General features: G+C 67.0%; 19 protein-coding genes and 2 tRNA genes. 9 read left to right on the top strand and 12 right to left on the bottom strand.

What is annotated here, in order from left to right:
- Window positions 1-26: 26 nt before the first annotated feature.
- The 4 genes from N6C22_RS00315 to N6C22_RS00300 form a co-directional block, all read right to left on the bottom strand.
- On the bottom strand, window positions 27-3779 hold the full coding sequence (locus N6C22_RS00315) for a glycoside hydrolase family 97 catalytic domain-containing protein (RefSeq protein WP_369684378.1): 3753 nt from the start codon (window positions 3777-3779) through the stop codon (window positions 27-29).
- 196 nt (window positions 3780-3975) lie between these two features.
- Window positions 3976-4344, bottom strand: coding sequence for a hypothetical protein (locus tag N6C22_RS00310; RefSeq protein WP_261648540.1), 369 nt, complete (start codon window positions 4342-4344; stop codon window positions 3976-3978).
- Window positions 4345-4552: 208 nt separating this feature from the next.
- Window positions 4553-4624: transfer RNA gene (locus N6C22_RS00305), tRNA-Thr, on the bottom strand.
- Window positions 4625-4688: 64 nt separating this feature from the next.
- On the bottom strand, window positions 4689-5360 hold the full coding sequence (locus N6C22_RS00300) for a hypothetical protein (RefSeq protein WP_261648538.1): 672 nt from the start codon (window positions 5358-5360) through the stop codon (window positions 4689-4691).
- 60 nt (window positions 5361-5420) lie between these two features.
- Between N6C22_RS00300 and N6C22_RS00295 the strand changes: the two genes are divergently transcribed.
- Together N6C22_RS00295 and N6C22_RS00290 are read left to right on the top strand one after the other, a co-directional pair.
- Window positions 5421-6110, top strand: coding sequence for an enoyl-CoA hydratase/isomerase family protein (locus N6C22_RS00295; protein WP_261648537.1), 690 nt, complete (start codon window positions 5421-5423; stop codon window positions 6108-6110).
- A 69-nt stretch (window positions 6111-6179) separates the two neighbouring features.
- On the top strand, window positions 6180-6806 hold the full coding sequence (locus N6C22_RS00290) for a hypothetical protein (protein WP_261648536.1): 627 nt from the start codon (window positions 6180-6182) through the stop codon (window positions 6804-6806).
- A gap of 48 nt (window positions 6807-6854) precedes the next feature.
- On the opposite strand, the gene N6C22_RS00285 is transcribed toward N6C22_RS00290, so the two are convergent.
- The gene (locus N6C22_RS00285; RefSeq protein WP_261648534.1) at window positions 6855-7652 is read right to left on the bottom strand and encodes an NAD+ synthase; all 798 of its coding nucleotides are present in this window, start codon (window positions 7650-7652) and stop codon (window positions 6855-6857) included.
- Between the two features lie 269 nt (window positions 7653-7921).
- Between N6C22_RS00285 and N6C22_RS00280 the strand changes: the two genes are divergently transcribed.
- The 3 genes from N6C22_RS00280 to N6C22_RS00270 all read left to right on the top strand — a co-directional run bounded on the left by N6C22_RS00280 (window position 7922) and on the right by N6C22_RS00270 (window position 9119).
- A tRNA-Gly gene (locus tag N6C22_RS00280) sits at window positions 7922-7992 on the top strand.
- 285 nt (window positions 7993-8277) lie between these two features.
- Window positions 8278-8532 (top strand): hypothetical protein, encoded by a 255-nt coding sequence (locus N6C22_RS00275; protein ID WP_261648532.1) that lies wholly within the window; start codon window positions 8278-8280, stop codon window positions 8530-8532.
- A gap of 95 nt (window positions 8533-8627) precedes the next feature.
- The gene (locus N6C22_RS00270) at window positions 8628-9119 is read left to right on the top strand and encodes a cupin domain-containing protein (protein WP_261648531.1); all 492 of its coding nucleotides are present in this window, start codon (window positions 8628-8630) and stop codon (window positions 9117-9119) included.
- Here the strand turns inward: N6C22_RS00270 and N6C22_RS00265 are convergent.
- Both N6C22_RS00265 and N6C22_RS00260 read right to left on the bottom strand, forming a co-directional pair.
- Window positions 9095-9250, bottom strand: a complete 156-nt coding sequence (locus N6C22_RS00265) for a hypothetical protein (protein WP_261648530.1) — start codon at window positions 9248-9250, stop codon at window positions 9095-9097. The genes N6C22_RS00270 and N6C22_RS00265 overlap by 25 nt on opposite strands.
- Window positions 9251-9344: 94 nt before the next feature.
- Window positions 9345-9629 carry a hypothetical protein gene (locus N6C22_RS00260; RefSeq protein WP_261648529.1) on the bottom strand — a complete coding sequence of 95 codons (285 nt, stop codon included), beginning with the start codon at window positions 9627-9629 and terminating at the stop codon, window positions 9345-9347.
- A 99-nt stretch (window positions 9630-9728) separates the two neighbouring features.
- Here N6C22_RS00260 and N6C22_RS00255 point away from each other — a divergent pair, with 99 nt between their 5' ends.
- Entirely contained in the window at window positions 9729-11021 is a 1293-nt protein-coding gene (locus tag N6C22_RS00255) for an aryl-sulfate sulfotransferase (RefSeq protein WP_261648528.1), read from the top strand.
- A 27-nt stretch (window positions 11022-11048) separates the two neighbouring features.
- Here N6C22_RS00255 and N6C22_RS00250 read toward each other — a convergent pair whose 3' ends face one another.
- Window positions 11049-12137, bottom strand: a complete 1089-nt coding sequence (locus tag N6C22_RS00250; protein ID WP_261648526.1) for a sorbosone dehydrogenase family protein — start codon at window positions 12135-12137, stop codon at window positions 11049-11051.
- Window positions 12138-12172: 35 nt separating this feature from the next.
- Window positions 12173-13072 carry an acyltransferase gene (locus N6C22_RS00245; protein ID WP_261648524.1) on the bottom strand — a complete coding sequence of 300 codons (900 nt, stop codon included), beginning with the start codon at window positions 13070-13072 and terminating at the stop codon, window positions 12173-12175.
- 299 nt (window positions 13073-13371) lie between these two features.
- Here N6C22_RS00245 and N6C22_RS00240 point away from each other — a divergent pair, with 299 nt between their 5' ends.
- Window positions 13372-14673 carry a glycoside hydrolase family 68 protein gene (locus tag N6C22_RS00240; RefSeq protein ID WP_261652522.1) on the top strand — a complete coding sequence of 434 codons (1302 nt, stop codon included), beginning with the start codon at window positions 13372-13374 and terminating at the stop codon, window positions 14671-14673.
- Between the two features lie 288 nt (window positions 14674-14961).
- Here N6C22_RS00240 and N6C22_RS00235 read toward each other — a convergent pair whose 3' ends face one another.
- Window positions 14962-17097 carry a GH32 C-terminal domain-containing protein gene (locus N6C22_RS00235; RefSeq protein WP_261648522.1) on the bottom strand — a complete coding sequence of 712 codons (2136 nt, stop codon included), beginning with the start codon at window positions 17095-17097 and terminating at the stop codon, window positions 14962-14964.
- Between the two features lie 158 nt (window positions 17098-17255).
- Between N6C22_RS00235 and N6C22_RS00230 the strand changes: the two genes are divergently transcribed.
- The gene (locus N6C22_RS00230; RefSeq protein WP_261648520.1) at window positions 17256-18308 is read left to right on the top strand and encodes an aldo/keto reductase; all 1053 of its coding nucleotides are present in this window, start codon (window positions 17256-17258) and stop codon (window positions 18306-18308) included.
- 600 nt (window positions 18309-18908) lie between these two features.
- Here N6C22_RS00230 and N6C22_RS00225 read toward each other — a convergent pair.
- A complete protein-coding gene (locus tag N6C22_RS00225; RefSeq protein WP_261648519.1) occupies window positions 18909-20429 on the bottom strand; it encodes a heme-binding protein in 1521 nt (506 codons plus the stop codon).
- A gap of 113 nt (window positions 20430-20542) precedes the next feature.
- Between N6C22_RS00225 and N6C22_RS00220 the strand changes: the two genes are divergently transcribed.
- Window positions 20543-21073, top strand: coding sequence for a PadR family transcriptional regulator (locus N6C22_RS00220; RefSeq protein ID WP_261648518.1), 531 nt, complete (start codon window positions 20543-20545; stop codon window positions 21071-21073).
- Between the two features lie 55 nt (window positions 21074-21128).
- Here N6C22_RS00220 and N6C22_RS00215 read toward each other — a convergent pair whose 3' ends face one another.
- Window positions 21129-22925: a site-2 protease family protein gene (locus N6C22_RS00215; RefSeq protein WP_261648517.1), complete on the bottom strand. Its 1797-nt coding sequence runs from the start codon at window positions 22923-22925 to the stop codon at window positions 21129-21131.
- Window positions 22926-23356: the final 431 nt, after the last annotated feature.

Genomic DNA, 23356 nt, shown 5'->3' with positions numbered 1-23356 from the left:
AAGGGGACGACAGACAGTTCTCCGGCCTACTCGTCGCCCACCGAGACGAACGGTAGCGTCGCGCGCTCGGTGTCGCTGTAGGCCAGCGCGTCGGCCTGGCTCACGCCGTCGGGCGTGACCAGGTCCATGATCCACGGCGCGTTGTCGACCGCGCCGGGTTTCGCGCCGCCGAAGGTGTAGCCGCCGGCCGTCTCGTTGACGGGCCGGAGCCCGCCGAAGTTCTCGGACTGGACCATGGCGACGAGTTCCAGGTCCGCTGCGTCGACCCCGTCGAGGGCCTCGCGGTCGAGGCTCAGGGTGACGGTTCCCGCCGCGTTGTCGACGCTCTCGCGCACGGTGACGGTGTTCCCGTCGGCGTCGGTGAGCGCCGCGCCGGTCGCGTCGATTGCGCTCTTGGTGAAGCCACTGATCTCCAGGCGGTAGTGCCACGCGTCGGCGAAGCCGACGTTCGCGCCGAGGTCGTCGAGACTGGCCGTCGACCCGCCGGACTTGCTCGGGTCGCGGAGCCAGCAGACGAACATGTGTGGCGAGAAGCCGCGGCTGCTCCCGAACGCGTTGTTCAGGGTCTCGACCTCGAAGCGGAACTGGTGGATGCTCGGGGTCTGCTCGACCGTGACCGAGGTGAGCTCGAACACGCCCTCGGGGAACGCGCCGGCGGTCGGGTAGGTGTACTCGCCGGGGCCGTGGTCGTCGCCGGTCGGGTCGCTGATGGTCGCGACCGTCTCGGGCGGTTTGACCGTGACCGTCTCGCTCGCGAGCGTCTTCCCGTCGGTGGTCTGGACGACCACGTCGTAGGTGCCGGGCGTGTCGATGGCGTACGAGAACTCGTACGTCTGGTCGGTCGAGTTCGGCGGGAAGCGGACGTTCGCGCTCGCGGCCACCTCGCCGTCGACGACGAGCTCGACCGTCGTGCCACCGATGTAGTCGCCCGAATTCGAGCCCGTGGCGCTGACGAAGGGCTCCTGGACGAACGTCTCGTCGCGGATGGACACGTCGAGGTCCTGCTCGGGGTACTCGTACTCCGGCAGGTCGGCCACGTCTTCCCAGTCCGCGGGGCGGATGCGAACCGCGGTCCCGCCGGACTCGATGGTCGAGGCGAGCAGGGTCGTGTCGGCGGTGACGATGGCCTCGTCGATGAGCACGTCGGTGAGGTTCTCGTCGAAGCGGGCGTCGATGCCGTCGGAGTAGATTTCGGCGACGTACTTGCCCTTCGTGTGGCCCGTGCCCTGGCCGTTCTGCTTGCCTTGGCCGTTGCCGTTCCCGTTGCCTGTGTCGCCGCCGTGGCCCTTCCCCGTGCCCTCGTCGTGCCCGTTGCGCGTGCCGGGGGCCGAGTCGAGGAAGTCGAGGGGAACGTCGAGGGCGCGGCCGTTGTCGTCGGTCATCGCGCCGACGAACCACTCCTCGTCTTTCTGCCGGGCGGTGACCATGTAGGAGCCGATGTCGGCGTCGACGACGCGGGTGTCGTCCCAACCGGCGGCCGGCACGTCCTCGATGAACTGGAAGGCGTCCACCGTGGGGCCGAGCGTCGGGTCGGTGTCCGGTTCGGGCATCGATGCGCCAGGCTCTGTGACTGCGACCGAATCGAGGTTCAGGCCGCCGGTGTCGCCGTCGGCCAGCGTGAGCGCGAGGTCGTTCTCGCCCGATTCGAGTGTGACCGTCGCGGACACCGTGGCCCACTCGTCCCAGTACGCCGTGGGTGGGAAGGTGACCTGCGTGGTGTCGCCGTTGGCGACGATGGTCGCGGTCCGGGGTTCGTCCGCCGGGACCGCGTTGTTCTCGGCGTCGCTGGCGTAGCGCAGGTGGACCGCGTACTCCCCGGTCTCGGGGACGTCCGCGACGGTCCACGAGAGCGACGCGTCGGTGGCGACCGTGTTCGGATCGACCGGGACGTACCGGCCGCCCTGTGCGCCGGCCCAGCGCGCCTTCGTGGTGAACCCGTCGCTGTCGGCGAACTCGGCCTGGCAGACCTCGCCGACGGAGCAGACGGCGGGCTGATCGGCGAGGTACGAACTCGGCAGGTCCGCGACCATGTGGAGGCCACTCAGGTAGGTCGGGTACATCGCGAGCTGTTTCGCCCGCGTGGTCTCGATTCCCCCGGAACCGGAGTCCATGTCGAAGATACCGGGCGTGTACTCGACGGGACCGCCGAGCATCCGGGTGAACGGGAACGTGACGTGGTGCGAGGGGTCGATGTAGCCGAAGGCGTCGTACTCCTGCCCGAGGACGCCCTCGCGGGTCATCACGTTCGGGTAGGTCCGGCGCTCGCCCGTCGGTTTGACGGGCTCGTGGACCTCCAGCATCTGGCGGTTCTTCGCGGCTTCCTGGTACACCAGCCGGTGGTGGTTGACCAGCGCCTGGCAGTGGTGGTTGTACGTCGTCCCGTCGATGGAGACGCCGCTGTCGGCGACGTAGCCCGTCTTGATGGAGTTGATGCCGAGGTCGTCGTAGTCGGCGAACGGGTTCGGGTCGTTGTCGAGCTGGGCCTCGTAGTTCGAGACGTTGCCGGCGGTTTCGTTGTGGGCCGTCATCGCGACCGGCGGGTCGAGCTGTTCGCCGTGGTCGCACACCGCCTCGATGTCGAAGTCGGGGTACGTGTCGTCGAAGTCCATCGTGCTCCCGTCGCCGGGGTAGGAGTCCCAGCCCTCGTTCCACCCCTCGACGAGCACGCTCTCGATGCCGTGCTCGCTGGCGAAGTCCATGTAGCGCTTCATCCGGTCGGTCTGGGCCCCGTGGTTGCCGCTCTCCGGCCCGGTGTACTCCCAGTCCGCGCGGCCGGTTATCATCAGCCACCAGACGCCGAGGAACTTCTGGGGCTGGATCCAGTCGGTCCCCTGCGGGAACTCCTCGGGGTCCATGGGGTCGTTCAGGTTCAGGACGAGGCTCGACTCGACGAGGTCGCCCGGGCGCTCGCCTATCTGTATCGTGCGCCAGGGCGTCCGGTGCGGGGCCGCCGCCGACACCTTCGTCCCGTCGGGCATCGGTGCCAGCGTGGACTGGACGGTGGTCGAGCCCTCGGCGACCGGTTCGACCGCCATCGCGGCGTAGTCGACCAGGTTCGCCTCGTGGACGCTCAGGTAGCGCCCGCCCGCCGTCTCCATCGTGATGGGCGTGTGTGCGCCCTCGTAGGGTGTCCCCGAGCCGACCTCGCTCAGGGGCGTCTCCTTGTAGGCGTACTCGTAGCTGTTGAAGTCGTTCTCGACCCACCAGCTCGTGTGGTCGTCGGTGAACGCGAACTCGGTCCGTTCGTCCGTGACGACGAACTCGCCGAACCCGCTCTCCTCGGGGAAGACGTACCGGAAGCCGACGCCGTCGTCGAAGGCCCGGACCTCCAGCGTGAGGTGGCGGCCCGGTGCGGTCTCCTCGACCAGCCCAAGTCGAAGCTCCTCGTACTGCTCGCGAATCTCGTCGTACTGGTCCCAGACGGGCGTCCAGGTGGTGTCCTCGGTGGCGCGCTCACTGCCGGTCACCGCGATGCCCTCGCCGAAGGCGGGCTGGTCCTGGAATGCGAAGCCCAGCCGTGAGTCGGCGACGACCGTCTCCCCGCCGTGGCTCACGCTGTAGCTCGGTACCCCGTCCGCCACGTCAACCGTCACCGCGACGGTCCCGTCCGGCGACGTGACCGTCTGTGTGGCTGCGTCGTTCCCCGTCGTGACCTTTGCGGCCGTCTCGTCGGCGACCGTCAGCGAGAACGCCGACGCCGCGACCAGCGACGCCACTCCACCCACGAACTCGCGCCGGTCCATGGATGGTAAAGTGTGATTACTTTGTTCGTCAAACATCGGCTAGCATGCCAAAGGGGCGCATAATAAACGTACCTATCTAATCGGACACGTGTATTTCTCTCAACTGATTCGATTGCGTATCGAGATGCAGTACAGCAGGTGTGGTTGTGTCTTCAGGCAGTCACACCCGTTTGTAACAGGAGAAGAGAAGAACTGAAAACGCTGGCAGAGTGGGCCAGTCGCGTCCCGAAGGTCAGGGCAACACCCCCTCGGGGAACGTGAGAACCCCGGCCTCGACGAGCACCAGGATGAGGACCGTGTACCCGACCGACAGCAGGAGATCGCGGGTGAGTCGCTTTCTCGTGTACGGCTCGTTCTCCCCGGTGACGACGCTGGTGGTGCCCTGTTGCAACAGCACGAACCCGAGAACGTTCGTCAGCCAGTAGCCGACGACCAGTGCAGGCACGAACGACCCGTGGACCAACAGGGCGACGACCGTCGCGAACGCGTACGCCAGCGGGACGTTCACCAGCAGGTCGTTCCACCACGAGAGCGGTGAGAGGATGAAGCCGACCGTCGCGAGGAGCCCACCCTTGATGCGTTGTCGGGTGTGGCGTAGCATGTGTGCCTCTGTGACACACTGTAGGCGGGCTGCGAGTATAAGCGAGATTCTCGCCGTTTCGAGGTGTAGATGGAGAGAGAAGTGCGGCGTACCGGTCGGGATTTGAGCTCACTCACAGGTCGAAACGTTGCTCGCTGTTCGAACTCGGGTCCGGCTTTTCACTCATCACGGCCCCATCGCTATCGCTCGGGATGTGAGTTTCAGAAAAAGCCTAGGCCGGGATTTGAACCCGGGCTCTCGTCCTTACCAAGGACGCGCTTTACCGCTAAGCTACCCAGGCACCGTGTCGCGTTCGGCGCATTTCATGGTTGCCCGCTCGTATCTTTAAGGGCTTCGATTCGTCGTCACGAATCCGTCGCCGGCTGGCGGACATGATCGTCAGCGCCGGCCGCGTCACCGGCGGTCGCGCCGGTCTGGAGGTCCGTGTGTGCCGGGAGTGACGCCGCGGCGTCGGGGAGCCCGATACCGGCGGCGACGGCGAGGTCGTCGACCTGTGCGAACAGCTCGGTCGTGGGGGTGGCGTCGACGGCGGTGACGCCGGCGGTGGCGGCGAGTTCGAACACGTCGCGTTCGAGGGTGATGTCGAGCGCGGCGGTGTCGGCGTCGGGTGCGCGGCGGCCGGTCTGGTCGCGACCGAACCGGCGGACGGTGGCGACGGCCTTGCTGGCGGCGTCGGTTCGCGCGAGGAGGTAGAAACCGCGGGAAACGAGGACGGTGGCGGCGAGCGAGTCGAGGTTGGGCTGGGTGTGGTCATCGCTGTCGGTCCAGGGTTCCTCGTGGGCCAGCGTCCGGGTGAGCCGGAGCCCGTCGTAGATGAGCTGGACCCCGGCGGCCCGCTCGGCGACGGACGCGGGGTCGACGGCGTCGTCGCAGGCGCGCGCACAGCGAATCGTCAGCACTCCTGGTGCCATCGACGCCGACTCGAGGCGCGCCTCCAGGTCGTCCCGGAGGCGGTCCGGATAGATGTCCCGGATGGCCTCGATGGCGGCACGGCGGCACGTAGCGGCCTCGTCCATTGGCAGTCGCTAGCGGTGGGAAAGGCAAAGACCTTTGGAAAACCCAACAGACGCACGGACATGATTCAGACGGAGGTTGCGGGGGACGTGACGACGGTTACGATGGACCGGCCGTCGCGGCGGAACGCGTTGACGCGGGCCGGACTGGACGACCTGGCGGCCGCCGTCAAGGCAGCCGAGACACCGGTGGTCTACCTGACCGGCGCGGGGGGCGCGTTCTCCGCGGGGGCGGACTTCGACGTGGTCGCGTCGCTCGACCACGATGACGCGAGGGCGTTCGCGCGGCAGGGCCAGCGAACTGCACGGACGCTCGAGACCGCCGAGAACGTCGTCGTGGCAGGCATCGACGGCCCGGCTCGCGGCGGCGGGGTCGAACTCGCGCTGGCGTGTGACATCCGGATCGCGACGCCCGAGGCGACGTTCGCGGAGACGGGCGTGAATCTCGGGCTGTTCGGGGCCTGGGGCGGCACCGTCAGGCTCCCCCGCGTCCTCGGCGAGGGCGACGCGATGGACCTCGCGCTGTCGGGTCGGGTGGTCGACGCCGAGGAGGCGAACCGGATGGGACTCGTGTCGCGGGTGGTCGAGGACCCCCGGGCGGTGGCCGAGGAGGTCGCCGCGAACGACCCCGACACCGTCTCGGCACTGAAACGGCGGATGCGCGACGGTGCCGACCGGGTGGTGCAGGAGGCCCGCGAGGCCGAGGTGTTCGCGGACCTCGTCGTCGAGCACGCCGACGAAATAGGCCGGTAACGGCCTGGGCACCGGGGGTACCGACGTAGCAGGGAAGCATTGATTTCGGTCCGGCCCTCCAGTGCGCGTGTGCACGACTGCGATCACTGTGGGGATTCGTTCGACGCCGAGGGGGCCTACCTCCGCCACCTCCGCGACGAGCACCCGGACGACCTGGGGCGTATCGAACAGCGACGTGTCGCCGAACTCGACGACGACGAGGGCATCCCGACCAGCACCCTCGCGCTGGGGGCCGCGGGCGTCGTCTTCGCACTCATCGTGGGTGGCTTGCTGGTGAGCCTCAGCGGCGGGTCCAGCGCCGGCGCGACGAACGCCCTCGTCGGCGACAGTGTCCGTCAGCCCGCCAGCCTCGGAACAGTCCACCAGCACGGGGGGATGACGGTGACCATCGACGGCCAGTCGCTCGATTTCAGCCAGAGCAAGTACCAGCTCCAGGACGACTACTTCCACTACGAGAACGGTGACGGGAGCCAGTGGCACGTCCACGGGCAGGGCGTCACGCTGGAGTACGCGCTGGAGTCCCTGGGGATGGGCGTGACCGAGAACGGCCTCGCCTTCGGCGACGACGTCTACCGGGCGGGTCAGGGGTCGACGGTCGTCTACGAGGTGAACGGGCAGGCCGTCAACCCGGAGAGCTACGTGCTCAAGAACGGTGACGACGTGCGGGTGGTCGCGGAGAATCCAGTCGACGAATAGGAAGCCGGTCGCCGAATCGGCGATTCTTTTCGCGTGTCGACAGCTCGCTCAGAGCCGGAGCTCGGACGGCGCGGGCGGCATGTGACGCTTGTGCTCGCTGACCTCGTACAGCCCGCGGACCGTCTCGACGTCTTCTTCCGGGATACCGAGTTCGCGCGCGGTCGCGCTGGTCGACGCGCCGCCCTCGATGTGGAGCGCGATGACCGCGTCGACCGTGTCGTAGTCCACGCCCATCTCCTGTGCATCGGTCTGGTCCTCCCACAGCTCCGCGGTCGCCTCCTTCTCCGCGAGGTCGTCTGCCGCACCCATGTACGCCGCGAGCTGGCGGACCTGCTGCTTGTAGAGGTTCCCGATGGGGTTGCAGTCGACCGCCTGGTCGCCGTACTTCGTGAAGTAGCCCGTCAGCGCCTCGGCCTTGTTCCCGGTCCCGAGGACGATGCGGTTCTCCTCGTTGGCGACGTAGTAGTTGACGACCCCGCGCAGGCGTGCCCGGGCGTTGCCCACCGCGACGGTCGACCCGTCTGCATCCGGAATCGCGTCGACCAGTTCGTCGACGATGGGGCCGATCTCGATGGTGTCGTACTCGATGTCCAGCGTCTCCGCGACGCGCTCGGCGTCGCTCATGTTCGCATCGCTGGAGACCGCCGCCGGCAGCACCAGCCCGCGGACGTTCTCTTTCCCGAGCGCCTCGACGGCCAGATACGCCGTGGTCGTGCTGTCGACACCGCCCGAGAGCCCGAGGACGGCCCCGTCTGCGCCGGCAGCCGCGACTGTGTCCTGGATGAACGAGACGATGTGGTCACGCTGGGCGGCCAGCTCTTCCTCCGAGAAGCGAAGGTTCAACATTAGGCGAGCCTTGCATCCCCATCCGTTAATACGTTGCTCGATGGGGTCGGAGGCTGGACGTTCGTCCAGCTATCTGGCTCGATAGTCTCTCTTACGGATGTGGGCCGCTGGTTCGACGACACCACCGGCTTCGGGCGAGTATCATCCCGGTGCCTGCGGTGACACTGTAGCGCTGTCCAGCGGTCTTCGGCGCTCGCCCACCGTCAGTATTCGATGTCTTTAAAAAGCCAGGTCGGCAATAGTGCAGTACAGCGTCACAACGCCAGCGAGCACCGGTGGTCCAATGGTAGGACATTAGCTTCCCAAGCTAATAGTCCGGGTTCGATTCCCGGCCGGTGCATCCCTTCGGTCTTCCCGCCCGACGTTCACCTCGCGGCGCTCGGTGAACTCCCTGCCGGTGCACTTCTGCGACGGTCACACGGACAGCGGTGCGCGAACCGGACCGGCCGTTCGGCCCCTCTAAACCCACATCGTGTCACCACGACGTGCAAACCCGCCGACGGCTAGCGATAGTAGTCTCACCCTACGCCGTCTCGTCGCCGGGTTACAGCGGAACTACCGGTTCGATAACATACTATTAGCTATGATTCTACTGGCCGATTGATGAGTTGGGAGTTGGGAACCTGTGAGCTACAACGTACAACACGACAGTGGGGCATCGTTCGAGACCACGCTCGGGACGTTCTACGACACACACGAGGAGGCACTGCTGGGCATCCACTACGACAGCGAGGCTATCGTCGAACGATGGCCCCAGCTGGCGAGGGGGTACTGTGACAACGACTTCACGATGGTCAGGGCGACGGTCGCGGGCGAATGGGATACCATCGACCACGAGGACCTGCACGTCGACCCGGACGAATATCTCTGTGAGGGGTAACGGTCGATACTCACGCTGGTGACTCGTTCTCGCATCGACCAGCGGCGGGTATCGGACGCGAAAGTATCAGGAGAACTGGATTCGTAGCGTCGGCCATGGTCGGACACGTCAACGAGGCAGACCTGGAGTGGGACGAACTGGAGAAGGGCGAGACGCGCTTTCGGCGCAAGCAACTCGGTGGAGCAGCCGGGGCCGAGCAGCTGGGAGCGAGCCTGTACGAACTCCCGGCTGGAGCGCGTTCGTGGCCGTTCCACTACCACACTGCGAACGAGGAGGCCATCTACGTGCTCGCGGGGGCGGGGACGCTCCGAACCGCTGATGGGGAGCATGCACTGGAACGGGGTGATTTCGTGGCGTTACCGACGGGCGAGGAGGGTGGCCATCGCGTCGTCAACACGGGCGAGGAGCCGCTTCGCTACCTGTGTGTGTCGACGATGCAGGAACCTGACGTGACGGTGTATCCGGACTCTGGAAAACTCGGCATCTTCGCCGGTGCCCCTCCGGGCGGTGATTCGGCGGCCCGGACCGTGGATGGCTACTACCCCCGTGATGCGGCCGTCGATTACTGGGACGGCGAGGAGCGGTAGTCGGACTGCGCGACGGCGACTGTCGTATCGGATTCGATCCAGGCGTCGAGGTTCTCTCGGTCGTAGATGATGAGGCCGTTGACAGTCTCGCGGCCGACGTAGCGCTCTGCTTCGGTATCGGTCGTGTTCATTCGACTCGATACTGGCTTCTGCGCGGGTGGGTATATGTTTGCTGGCCAAGACCGGCCGAAACGGCTAATAGGGGGACTGTAACGGCCGAAACGCCTATGTGCCAGAGAGGTCGCCGGCGCAGTACCGGCAGTACCGGAACGTCGGGTCGAGTTCGTTCGGGGTGCCGCAGTGTGGACAGTGGCGGCTGTCACCGGTGGGCTCGCGTCGGCGGGTCGCGGGCGCGCTCGCCGCTCGCTCCTCGAAACCGATGCCGTCGCCCTCGGGGACGGCGCGCGACGGCCCGCTGTCGGTCTGTCGCCGGTAGTAGATGTAGACCGCCAGCTGCAGCGCTGCGAACACGAGCAGGTAGCCGATAGCCCAGTCCCAGACCTCTGCCATACCGTGGTATAGCGTAGCACGCTACTTTACTGTTGGTACTTGCCTCTCAGGTGCACCGAATTCCGTCAGAGTTAGGCACCGTCACCTGCAGGCTCGGATATGGAACGACGGTCCCGGATGCTCGCAGTTTCCGCGCTCCTCCTCCTCGTCACGGCGTATCTCGGCTTGCAGGCCGCCTTCGGTGCGCCTGCGGCCGCCGCCACGCCGATGGCGACCGAACAGAACACGACGAACGAGACGGCATCGGTCCTCGAACAGCACGCCGGTAACACGCTCATCGGCATCCAGAGCTACGGCGACGCGTACGAGGGTCGCGCCATCGAGGTGACGCCCAACGGTGAGGTGATCTGGGAGTACGAGCCCGACAACTCCCGGGTGTTCGACGTCGAGATGCTCGAGAACGGGAACATCCTCGCCTCCGTAGCGACGAAACGGCCATCGAGTGCGTGTCCCGAAGAGTTCGCCGAGGGCGGCTGTGTCCACAACCGCGTCGTCGAACTCGACTACGAGACGAAAGAAGAGGTGTGGAACCACTCGTGGTACGACGTGTTCGTCCACAACCACGAGGTCCACGACGCCGACCGGCTGCCGAACGGCGAGACCGCCATCATCGACATGGGGAACAACCGCGCGTTCACGGTCGACCAGCAGGGCGACATCACCTGGGAGTGGCACGCTCGGGAGCACCTCGGTGAAGGCACCGAGTTCGACCAGCAGTACGACAGTCCCGAGTACACCGGCCCCGAGAAGGACTGGACCCACATGAACGACATCGACCTGCTCCAGAACGGGAACTTCCAGATGTCCATCCGGAACTTCGACGTGGTAATCGAGGTGAACCGGACCACGAAGGACGTGGTGAGCGTCGTCGGTACGCCCGGCGAGCACGACCAGCTCTACGAACAGCACAACCCGATGCGGCTGAACGGGACGGTCCTCGTCGCGGACAGCGAGAACGACCGCGTCGTCGAGTACGACGTCGAGAGCGGCGAGAAGGTCTGGGAGTACAGCCAGGGCATCCTCTGGCCGCGCGACGCGGACCGATTGGAGAACGGCAACACGCTCATCGTGGACACGTTCAACAACCGCGTCATCGAGCTCAACACCGAGGGCGAGGTCGTCTGGCAGTACGGCGGCATACAGATGCCGTACGCGGCCGACCGACTCGGCGGCCCCGAGGAAGGTGGCGTCGATGCGACCGGGGAGAACCTGACGAGCAAGGTCGAAGGTGACGGTGTCGAGAAGCAGGTCGGCACCTACGTGGCCTGGGCACGGTTCGTCTTCCCCGGCTGGGTGTCGTTCGAGGAGTTCGCCGCGGCGACGCTGGGGGCGGTGCTGTCGCTCGTCCTCGTGTTCGACCTCGCGCTCTTCGGCGTGGCCCGGCTACGCTGAGTCAGCGAACCGATCTTTCCTCGCGGTTTACGGCGGCAGGACCCTGAACACGGCGTCGTCAGTCGGTTCAGGGTCGCCCTCACCGTCCTGGTCGCTCGTCGTGAGGTAGAGATGGCCGTCGGGGCCGGTGAACGTCGTCCGGATGCGACCGAGGTCGCTGAAGAACGTGTCCTGTGCCGTGGCCCCGTCGCCTTCGACGACGACCCGACGGAGGTGCTCGCCGGTGAGTGACCCGAGGAAGAAACTGTCTCGCCAGCGCTCGATACCGCCGCGGTAGTAGGTGACGCTCGCGGGCGTGAGCTGTGCGTCCCAGGTCACCAGCGGGTCGACGAACCGCTCTGCCCGCGTGTTCCCGGCGACGACCGGCCAGCCGTAGTTCTCGCCCGCCCGGACGTGGTTGAGTTCGTCGTCCCCGTCGAGTCCGTGGTCACAGACGTAGCACTCGCCGCTGACGAACGTGATGCCGAGCGGGTTGTGGTGGCCGTAGCTGTACACCGCGTTCCCGAACGGGTTGTCCGGGTGGGGCTCGCCGTCGCGGGTGAACCGGAGCACCTTGCCCGCGAGCGAGTCGGTGTCCTGTGCCGATTCCGGGTCGTCGGCGTCGCCGGTCGTCACGTAGAGTGCGTTCTCCGGGCCGACCGCGAGTCGGCCACCGTTGTTGACTCTCGCGGCCGGTATCTTGTCGAAGAGCACGCCGCTGACGGCGAAGTCGCGGTCGACGGCGAGTTCGAGGACGCGGTTCCACAGCCCCGACTTTCGCTGGTACGTCTGGTAGGCGAACGCCCGGCTCGGGTCGACGGGGTCGAACGCTAGCCCGAGCAGGCCGGTCTCGCCGCGCTCGACGGTCTCGTCGGTCAGGTCGCGGACGAGGCCGGCGTCACGGCCGGTCGCCCGCTGGATGCGGCCGGGGCGCTCCGTGAGGTAGAGTTCGCCGGTGCGCGGGTGGAAGGCGGCCCCCCACGGTGTGTCGAGGCGCATCCTGACGCGTTCGAGCCGGACGGGGTCGGGCTCGTCCGTCGTGGGCGTCGGCTCGTCGTCGTCGTCGAGCGTCAGACAGCCCGCGCCGGCGACGGTGGGGAGGGCGGCGAGGGTGGAGAGCAGCCGGCGGCGTCGCATGGTCATGCGATTCGGCCCGACCGGGTAAAAATCTGTTACTTCCGGGGCGACAGGTCGCGTCCGAACTCGTCGAACGCCTCGAAGTCGTCCGGGAGGTCGTACGGGAGCTTCCGCTCGTCCTGGCGGTTGACACCGGCGTCCTCCAGCGGTTCGGCCTCGTCCTCCCAGCCGGGCTTGATCTTCACGCTCTTGGCGGGTTGGCCGACGGCGATGTGGTGGGCGGGGATGTCGTGCTGGACGACGCCGCGAGCGCCGACGACGGCGTTCTCGCCGACCTTGCAGCCGGCACGGACCATCACGTCGAAGGTCAGGCGCACGTCGTCCTCGACGATGGTGTGGAAGTTCTCGACGGCGGTCTGGTCGACGACGTCGTGGTCGTGGCTGTAGACGTGGACGCCGTCGGAGATGGAACAGCGGTCGCCGATGGTGAGCTTGCCGCGGTCGTCGAGGTGGACGTCGTCGTGGATGACCACGTTGTCGCCGATGGTGATGTTGTGGCCGTAGGTGAACGAGATGCCCTTGAAGAAGCGGCAGTTCTCACCCACGTCCTCGAAGAGGTGTTCGGCGAGCATCTGGCGGAAGCGGAGCGCGAACTCGACGTTGTCGGCCATCGGTGTGGCGTCGAACTGCCGCCAGAGCCACTGGAGGTGCTTCGAGCGCTTGAACGCCTCCTCGTCCTTCTCGGCGTAGTACTCCGATTCGAGGGTGGTGTTGCACGGGTCGTACCCCTGCAGGCGGACCTGCTCGGCCGCGGAGACGTCCTCGCCGTTCTTCCAGCGCTCGTAGGCGTCGCGGTCGCCGTGGAGGTCGACGAGCACATCCTCGACCACGCTACAGGTGCTCTCGTCGGAGGAGAGCCGTTCGTCTACCTCCTCGATGAACGCTCGGACGCCGGCCTCCGCACTGTCCGGCAACGAGACGTGACGCTTCGTCATGGGCGGTCTTTCGTCACGGACACATATGGTGGTTCGGTTGTGCGAACTCTGTACCACCCGGGCAGTGTTGCCGGGACCCGACCGTGTGCGACTCGACAACTCCGGTGCGGTACTTGCCGGGAAGGGCAATAGCTATTCACTCAGAAGTGAGTTGTATTCCCATGAGCGACGAGACGCCCGACTCCGCGACACCGACCGTGTGTCGCGACCGGGACGAGACCGACACGGAGCCCGACGAGGCGACGCGGGACGTGCCGAAAATGAGTACGTCTATTCACTCGGAGACGAGTACTCCGCGTATGACCGAGCAGACGCCCGGGTCCGCGACGCCCGCCTGGACCCGCGACCAGGCCGCGACCATCACTCGGCGTGACGACGCGACCGCACCCATCATCTACCCGCCGGCGAGCACCACGGATTCCGAGAACCACATCTGGGACACGTGGCTCCTGCGCGAGCGCGACGGCAGCATCGCCACCCCCGGTGGCTACCGCGTCATCTTCTGTCTCTCCGCCTCGGCGGAGTTGCTCCCCGGCAAGCGCCACGACGTGGCGACCATCCGGTACTACTACTCGAAGGACGGCGAGCAGTGGAACCGCGGCGGCGTCGCCGTCGAGCCCGACGAGGCGTTCGGCTCGCGCCAGTGGGCCGGCTCCGCGATGCTGGACGACGACGGAACCTGCTACCTCTACTACACCGCGGCCGGCGAGTCCGGCGAGGACGAACTGACCTACACCCAGCGCCTCGCCTGCGCCTCTGGTGGGACCGTCGAGACGAGCGGCCAGGGCCTCAGCCTCCAGGGCCCGTGGGAGCACGAGATTCTCGCCGAACCCGACGGCGAGTGGTACGAGACGGAGGACCAGTCCCGCGGGATGATCTACACCTTCCGCGACCCGTGGTTCTTCGAGGACCCCGCCGACGGCGAGACGTACCTCCTGTTCGAGGCGAACACGCCCGTCCCCGAGGGCTCCGACGCCTGCGGCGGCGATGCGGCCCAGCAGGAGTTCAACGGCAGCATCGGTATCGCCCACTCCCCGACCGGCGACCCGACCGACTGGAATCTGCAGGGACCCCTCCTCGACGCCGTGGGAGTCAACCAGGAACTGGAGCGCCCCCACATCGTGGTCGACGACGGCCAGTACTACCTGTTCACCGCGAGCCACGTCCACACGTTCGCGCCCGGCCTCTCCGGGTACGACGCCCTCTACGGCTTCGTCGCGGACGACCTTCGTGGGGAGTACGAGCCCCTGAACGGCTCCGGGCTGGTCTTGACGAATCCCGCGAACGCCCCCTTCCAGGCGTACTCGTGGATGGTGTACCAGCACCGCGACGAGCTGCTGGTGACGAGCTTCTTCAACTACTACGACTTCGACCGGCCGTCGCTGGACGACGTGGCCCTGCTGCCCGAGAACGAGCAGATGCGCCGCTTCGGCGGGACGCTCGCGCCGACGGTGCGGTTAGGGTTCGGCGATGGGGAGACGTGGCTTCGCGGTGTGCTGGACCATGGGCACCTCCCGACCGAGGACGAGGAACTGCCGCCTGTGGAGTTCGCGGAGCGATACGGGACTCGCGAGGAGGAATCTGGGTACTCGTACCGGTGAGTCGTGTTTGCGGGGTCGCTGAGAACTGACTCTTCCCCGCTGCTGGCGAACTGGGTCTGGTGAGGACGAGCAGGTGACTCGCGCTGGTGGCAGTGGAAACCGCCCCGCACAGCACCACCCCGCACCACACCCTCCCCAGCCGATTTCGATGCTCGCTCCACTCCGTTTCGCTGTGCTTCTCATCCCTCGCGCGGCTCTGGCTCGCAGCCTCGCTTTCGCTCGGCACACTCGCCAGCGCGCGCCAGAGTGCTCGTGAAAAAACCCAGAAAACAGCCGTTTCTCCCGCCTTCACCGCCCAGCTGGCCACACGCTTTCGAGCTCCCAGCCCTCGATGTCGACGTCGACGGGCCCGCCGAGGGCTCGAATCGAGGCTCCGGTCGCGTCCGCGCGGGTCGGGTACACCCGGGTCGTCAGGCAGCGGTGCTCGTTCGCGAATATCTCGACGACGCTCCCGTCGACGAACACGGTGAGGTCGACCTGGCCGTCGTCGTCGACCGGCATGTGCTGCTCACCGGGGTCGGCGGCGGGGTTCTGGCTGCTGTGTGACCGGTCCACGACGACGGACTCGCCGTCGTAGCGGATGGCGGTGCGTTCCGAGAGGGCGGGTGACTCGCAGACGCCGAGTTCGAAGGTACCACCCGGAGAGACGTCGACCGAGAGCTGGAGTTCGGCCGCGCCCTCCAGGTCGAGCCGACGATGCGCGTCAGTCGGGAGCCCGAGTTCGCGCGATTCGGCGTGACGCTCGCGGAGTGTGGCCAGCTCGGCGGCGGGGCGCTGGCGGAGGCGGCCGTCGTCGCCCAGATCGAGTTCGCGGGGGAGGGACATGAGCCCGGACCAGCCGGCCTCCCACTGGGCTTCCATGCCGCGGGCCTCGGGCAGCCAGCCGAAGGTGAGTTCCCGGCCGTCGTCGGTCGAGAGCGACTGCGGGGCGTAGAACGCGCCGTGGTCGAGTTTGCCCTCGTACTCGACGGAGAATCCGGGCGTGTCGAGGTCGGCCTCGCCGAGGAAGTACCGGACCTCGTCGTAGTTCGAGACGTGCAGGAGCTGTTTCTCGCCGAAGTCCAGCAGTTCCGGGCACTCCCAGACGGTGCCGTGGCCGTCCTCGCCCGTCAGGAGGGGGCCGACGTACTCCCACTCGCGGAGGGTCTCACCGCGGTACAGCAGGGCGGTGCCGCCGACCTCGGTGACGCCCGAGCCGATGAGTTGGTACCAGTACCCGTTTTCGCGCCAGACGCAGTGGTCGCGGAACTCGGCCTCCCAGTCGTCGGTCGAGAGGATGTCGATGTCGGTGGGTGCCTCCTCGATGATGGGGTTGTCGTGGTGTTTCGTCCACGACTGGAGGTCGTCGTCGCTGGTGGCCAGACACGGTAACTGCACGTGCCCTTCACCACCGGTGTAGAGCAGTGTCGGGGTTCCGTCGTCGTCGACGACCGCACAGCCGGACCAGCAGCCGTCGTGGTCCGGGCCCCCAGGGGTGGGTGCCAGCGCGACCGGTTCGTCCCGCCAGTTCACCAGGTCCTCGCTGACGGCGTGGCCCCAGTGGATGGAGCCGTGGAACGGCCCACTCGGGTTGTACTGGTAGAAGACGTGGTACGCGCCGTCGTACTGGATGAGCCCGTTCGGGTCGTTCAGCCAGTTCGCGGGTGGCGAGAGGTGGTACGCGGGCCGGTGGTGGTCGTCGGCGAGGTGCTCGCGTAGCTGGGTGAAGCCCTCCGTCGTCGCGGGGCGGCCGGTCACGCCCCGGGTTCGGGAACTCGAAAGCGTCGCGAGCAGGTTGCGCACGAACTGCTCGTGGCGCATGGCGTCCTCGTAGTCGCCGGGGTCGCGGAAGCCGAGCGCGGAGCCAGCCCCGATGACCTGGCCCGCGCCCGGCGTCCACTCGACGAGGGTGCGGTGGCCGACGAGGTCGGCGTCGCCCCGGACCGAGCACGCCAGCACGTCGCCCGAATCCGGGACAACGCGCTCGTACCGGGCGAACGCCTGTTCGCGGTCGGGGGCGCGAGTGAAGAAGCGTCGCCCCTCGAACGTCTCGAACGCCGGATGGTCGTCGTGCAGCGACCGGCGCAACATGCCAGCCCGGCCGGTGATGTCGTCGACGCCGGTGGCGTCGGGGGCGACCGGGTCGATGCCCAGCTGGTCGACGGCGGCCATGGCGCGCAGACTGAGCAGGAGGCCACCACCGTTCTCGACGTAGGCCGACAGGGGTTCGCCGGCGGCTCGCACGTCTGCACCGTCCAGCGGGCGGTCACGGTGCCACCAGACGGCGTCGTACGCCGCGAGGTCGACCGCGCCGTCCGCGACCACGTCCAGCGAGATGCGGTCCGCCCGTGCAGCCGTCTCGGCACACCAGTCGTAGGCGGCCCGCTGTTCGCTGGTCAGCTCGGCCACGTAGAGACACGCGACGCGAACCGGAATTCCGTCCATTGCCAGTTTTTAACTCGGTACCGAATGAAAAGCGTTGCTTCTCTCCCGTCATTCGCGGCCGCGGCGGTCCGCGAGCGGACCCGATTCCCGGCTGATTCTTTCTCAGTGGTCGAGAACGAAGCACACCCGCTAAGTATCCCGGTTCCTAACCCGGGGATATGCACTATCGCGAACTCGGCGATTCCGGACTCGAGGTCTCAGAGATCGGGTTCGGCGCGTGGGTCGTCGGCACCGACTGGTGGGGCGACCGGACAGAAGAGCAGGCCAAGGAGATGGTCCGCTACGCCCTCGACCAGGGTATCACCTACTTCGACACCGGCGACGTGTACGGCCACGGTCGGAGCGAGGAACTCATCGGTGAGGCGCTGGGCGACCGCCGGGACGAGGTCGTCGTCGCCACGAAGGTCGGCTACGACTTCTACAACAACCCCCAGGCTGGCCACGGCGAACTCCCCAAGGAGATCACACCCGAGTGGATCCGAACCGCGACCGAGCGCAGCCTCGACCGTCTCGGCTTCGACACCATCGACGTGCTCCAGCTCCACAACGCCAACGTCGACGAGGTCGACGCCGACGTCCTGGAGACCCTCGACGAACTGAAAGAGGAGGGCCTCGTGAACGCCGTCGGCTGGGCGCTCGGCCCCTCCATCGGCTGGCTGGCCGAGGGCGACAAGGCCATCACCGAGGAGTTCGACTCCCTCCAGCTCGTCTGGAACATGCTCGAACAGGAGGTCGGCGGGCACTTCCTCGACACCATCGCGGAGACCGGCTCGAACACGAGCCTCATCCCCCGCGTCCCGCACTCCTCGGGCGTCCTGAACGAACAGGTCACCCGTGACACGGAACTGGCCGAGGACGACCACCGCTCGTACCGGCCGGACGCCTGGTACGAGACGGGCTGGGACAAGCTCGACACGGTCCGGTTCCTCGAACGCGACGGCGAGCGAACCATGTCCCAGGCGAGCCTCCAGTGGCTGCTGTATCACGATTCTGTGGCGACCATCACGCCGACGTTCCGCACTCGCGAGGACATCGATGAGTGGGCAGCCGCCAGTGACGTCCCGCCGCTCTCGGACGAGGAGTTCGAGCGCGTGCAGGACCTCTACGCCGACGGGTTCGGCGTCGACCGCGACGACGGGATGGACGTGCTCCGCTCGTCTGTCGGCGGGGAGGACATAGAAACCGCCGGGATAGACAAGCGTGTCGCTTAAATAGGAAACGAGCGATTAGCTATACCCTCCGAAGCACTACTTATATACGCCCTTCTCGCGGGAGCGTCCAGCTCGCCGTGAGAAGCGTGCAACGACGTTCGCCACTGACCGGGACTCGGGGCACAGTGCGCTGGTATCACTCCCGGTCGGGCACATGGCGTGCGGAAGAACTCCGATTCCGTCTCGACTCCGTGTCGAAATGCATCGGTTCCGCTCGCACTCGTGTGCGACACGGTGCATCGTCCCGACCTGTCGGCTACCCCCCACACCGACGGGTCGGGGCCATCTGCCGTGTCGGGCCGCAAGCCCCCCGCGGCCCTGGCAGGTGAGGGCACGCGACAGGCGCGACGAAACGAGGTCGTCGCGTTGCTTCGTGACCTCTCTTTCAGCAACCGCTCCTTTCCCCCATCTGCAGCGAGTCTCCGTTGGCTGTCGCTTCGGCTCTCCACGCGGTTTCTTCAGCGTACAGAAGATAGCGCAGCGTACAGAAGATAGTGCAGCATACAGAGATAGCGCAGCATACAGAGATAGCGCAGCGTACAGTGTCGACGGGAGCGCCCTGTTCTTCGAAAACTGCTGTCGCGGTCCCGCCCGGCCGATTCAGGCGAGGAACACGTGTCGCGGGCGGTCCGCGAGCACGTCTCGGCCCCAGTCGACCGTGTCCGAGAAGGCGTCCGAGCGGAAGAACGCCATCGCGTCCTCCTGGGACTCCCAGCGCGAGGCGATGAACATGTCGTCCTCGTCCTCGCGGTTCGCGAGCAGGTCGGTCTGGATGTGACCGTCCATGTCCTCGAGCACCTCGCCGACGACGCCGAACTTCTCGACGAAATCCTCGCGCTTCTCGGGCTTGACGGTGTAGAACATCCCCATCGTGCCCCAGGTGTCGCTGTCGGCGTCGTCGCCGGCCTGCCGGACGATACCGGGGAGGTCGGTGAGGAATCCACTGGCGGTGTCCGCCGCCGATTCGGTCTCCCAGACGCTCGCGATGGCGGCCGGGGAGTCGCCGTCGCTCTCGTACACCGCGGTCTTGACGTGGGAGTCGTAGTGGTCGAAGTTCTTGCGCAGGCCGTCGACCTCGTCGAACAGCTCGTCGGTGTCGGCCTCGGAGTAGAGGACGACCGCGTACACGTCCTCGCCGTGGGGTTGGCCGCCGTAGACGCCGCGGTCCTCGAGTTCCTCGCGGACCTCCGCGCCGTGGTCGGTCGGCGGGCGGCCCGAGTCGTCGCCGTGGCCGCCTTCGCCGTGCGGGTGGCCGCCCTCACCGTGAGCGTGTCCGCTCTCGCCGTGGTCGGACGCCCCGTGCGGGTGCCCGGCGGCGTCGCCGTGGGGATGCCCTTCGTCGGCCGGGACCGCCTCGCCGGCCATGAAGGCGTCGAGGTCTTCGGGCTCGAACCGGCGACCGAAGTAGAAGGTGCCGAACTCGGCGAACCGGCTGCTGGAGGGGTCGAAGCGCATCTCGTACAGCAGGTCCTTGATCTCGGTCGGCTCGTCGCTCCAGAGGGTGACGCCCCACTCGTGGTCGTCGAAGCCCACGCTGGAGGTGATCATCTGGGTGACCTTGCCGGCGTAGTCGCGGCCGATCTCCCCGTGGCTCGCCATGTGCTCGGCGCGCTCGTCGTGGGACAGGTCGTACCAGTTGTCCTCGGGCGTGCGACGCTTGTCCATCGGGTAGAACGAGACGTACTCCATGTCCGGGATGTCCGGGTGGAGGCGCGACTCGATGTACTGCGCCAGCCCGGAGTCCTCGTCCATCTCGCCCTCGAAGTACTCCCGGGCGCGCTCGGTGTAGCCCGAGGCCTCCGTGACGGAGACGTACGAACTCGACTGCTCGGTGTACTCCGCGAACGCCGTGTTCTCGAAGCTCCGTTCGAGCCGGTCGAGGTCGCTCATCGACTCGCGCAGGTGCAGGACCAGCAGGTCCGCCTTGTGCCCGATGATGGTGAAGACCGCCGTGCCACCCACCTCGGGGCTCGAATGCGCGTCGAAGAACGACCGGGCGTCGGCGAGGGCCCGTTCGCGTTCGCGCTCGGGGGCGTTGCGCCACGCGTCCCAGTCGACGGTTCGGAAGTCGTGCAGTGCGTACCAGCCCTCCTCCGTCATCGGAGGTTCGCGTCGCTCCATATCGTCGGCTTGGGAGACCGAGAGTAAGGACGTGTTGGTTCGTCGTCCGCGATGCGGGCAACCCCTCGCGGGTATCGAAACCCTATTACTACCACCGAGGAAAGCCTCACGCGATGCGGAAAAGCGGCCCGCCGAAAGGACTCATCGCGTATCTCGTGCTGGAACTCTTAGAAGAGAAACCGCGATACGGGTACGAGATACTCAAGGAAATCCGTGACATCAGCGGCGGCCACTGGGAGCCCTCCTACGGCTCGGTGTACCCCATCCTCTACAAGTTCGAGGACAAGGGCTGGGCTCAGCGTATCGAGCGCGAGGACGAACCCGACCGCAAGTACTTCGAGCTGACCGAGGCGGGCCGCGACGAACTCGCCGACCGACGGGAAGACAGCGCGACGAAGGCTCGCGAGTTCGCCGACGTCATCCTCGGCTTCTACCACGTCTACGTCGCCTTCGCGACCGACGACCGGTTCTCGGTCCCCGAACTCGACGGCGAGTGGCGCTTCGACGACGAGTTCTCGGGCTGGATCGTCGAGCAGATGATCCGCCACCACGAGCACTACTTCAGCGACGACTTCGATAGAATCGAGGACACGCCCGAGGAGTTCTACGAGCGCCACGACATCGACCAGGACGACGAGGACTGAGTCGACGAGACCGCGAAACGGAACGAACTGCTGCCTGTTTTCGAGACCTCGACCGTCACCCGAACAGCTGCGGCCCGAGGATGAGCACGAGGAAGCTCACCAGCATGGTGAGCCCGACCGTCGTCGTGACCATCCGGACCCGGCGGCGCGTCGCCTGGATGGGAAGCCGGGACATGACGGCCTCGGTCGAGGTCCGCAGGATGTGCCCGCCGTCGAGCGGGAACGCCGGGATGCAGTTGAAGAAGCCGAGCTGGATGTTGATCCAGCCGGTCCAGAACAGCAGGTTGGCGAGCAGGAACACGCCGCCGCCGAGGAAGCCCAGTGGCCCCGTGGCGACGTAGAAGTTCGTTATCTCGCCGGTGAAGCCCGCGAAGTTGTACGGGAGCGTCCCGGTACTGCCCGCGACGACGCCGACGACCGGCAGGATGAGCACGAACAGCATCTTGCCGAAGAACGACGAGGCGAACGCGTTCAGGCTGGCCTGGTCGCCCCCGCCCAGGATGGCGAGGTAGCGGTCGGCCGGGTAGAACTGCACGCCGAGGTCGGTCACGTCGAGCCCGGCCGTGCCGAAGGAGGTCGCGAACACGCCGAGTTGCGGGTTGCCGTCACGGTTCCCCATCTCGACCTGGTAGGTCTGGCGCTGGCCGTCGTCGTAGGCGACGATCTCGACCGTCTGGCCCGGCTCGGTGGTCTCGATGGCCTCCGAGAGGTCCGTCCAGGTGACGGTCCGCTGGCCGGCGAACTCGGTCACGATGAGGTTCGTGTCTGGTTCGGGGCCCGCCGCGGCGAAGGCACCGTCCTCGGCGATGCGGACGTACGCACCCGCGACGAACGTGGTGGTCACGTCCTCGCCGTCGCCAGTGGTCGCCTCGACGGTCACCGGGCCGGGCGACTCGCCGAGGGCCGCGTGGAACTCCGAGACCGTATCGACCGACGTGCCGTTCACCGTCCGGATGGTGGCCTCGGCGTCGAGCCCGGTCGGCCCGTTCGCCAGCGCTTCGCGGACCAGGACGGCCCGTTCGAGCGTCCGCGTCTCCTCACCGTTGACCGTTATCTGGACGGTCTTCTCGTCGGTCGCGTCGAGCAGCTCCGTGAGGTGGGAGTTGTTCTCGACCGCGGTCCCGTCGACCGCGGTGATGCGGTCGCCGCCGGAGAGTCCGGCCTGGTCGGCGGGTGAGCCCGCTGCGACGCCGCCCAGCAGCGCCCCGTCCGCGACCGCGATGGAGCCCGCGACCGGCCCGAACAGCAGGGCGAAGGCGACGATGGTGATGGCGAAGTTGTTCGTCACGCCCGCGGCGAACATCCGGGTCTGGCCGCCCCGCGATGCCTTCCGGCGGGAGTTCTCGTTCGGTTCGACGAACGCCGCGATGGGGAGGATGGCGAGCAGCCCGATACCCATCGACTCGATGTCGATGTTCTCGACCCGGCAGAGCAGGCCGTGGCCGCCCTCGTGGACGATGAGGCCCACGCCCAGGCCGAACAGGATCTCGGGTGCCACCGAGAGCGGCAGGAAGTCGTTCACGCCGGGGATGACGAGCACGTTCTTCGGCTGGTTCACCGCCGTCGGCGGTGGCGGGTTCTGAATCGTCGAGAGTGCGGCATCGAGCAGGAAGACGAACGCGCCGAACATCACGACCAGCGCGATACCGACACCGACGTTCGCCCAGGCCCGCCAGAACCGGCGTGGCCCGGCGGCCCAGTTGAGGAACTCCCGCCCCCGCTTCGTGTGGATGAGCAGGATCGGCCCCTGTGTAGAGACGTACGACGGGAGGAGTCCCTCACGCTTGGCCGCCAGCACGGCCACCCAGTAGACGGCGAAGCCGGCGAATACCAACTGCAGAGTGGAGACCATTACCGGTGACTGGGGCAGGGACGGGCAAAGGAGTTTGGTTTGGGGGAGGGTACGTGGTGTTCTCGTGGGTGGTTTCGGAGTGCTGGGGAAGTGGGCTGCGTGTTGTTGGGTCGGTTTGGGTTGTTGGGTCGGTGGTTGCTTCGACTGGAGTGAGGGGTTCGGTTGTTGGTGGCGACGAGCGGCGAACTCGCGCCGATGGCACTGGAACCGCCACCGCACCGCCCCGCACCACGCCCTCCCCAGCCGATTCCGCGCTTCCCTCCGCTTCACTCCGTTTCGCTCCAGTCCAGTGCTCATCCCTCGCGCGCTTTCGTCTGCAGTCTTCGCTGACGCTCAGACTGCCGACCGCGCACGCCAGGCGGCTTTTTCCTTACCTCGACCTCCAATCGAACACTCTGGCGCGCGCTGGCGAGCGTGTCGGAGACCGCGAG

This window comes from Haloarchaeobius sp. HME9146 (genome assembly GCF_025399835.1).
Classification (GTDB): domain Archaea; phylum Halobacteriota; class Halobacteria; order Halobacteriales; family Natrialbaceae; genus Haloarchaeobius.
This window is presented reverse-complemented; position numbering and strand designations above follow the sequence as displayed.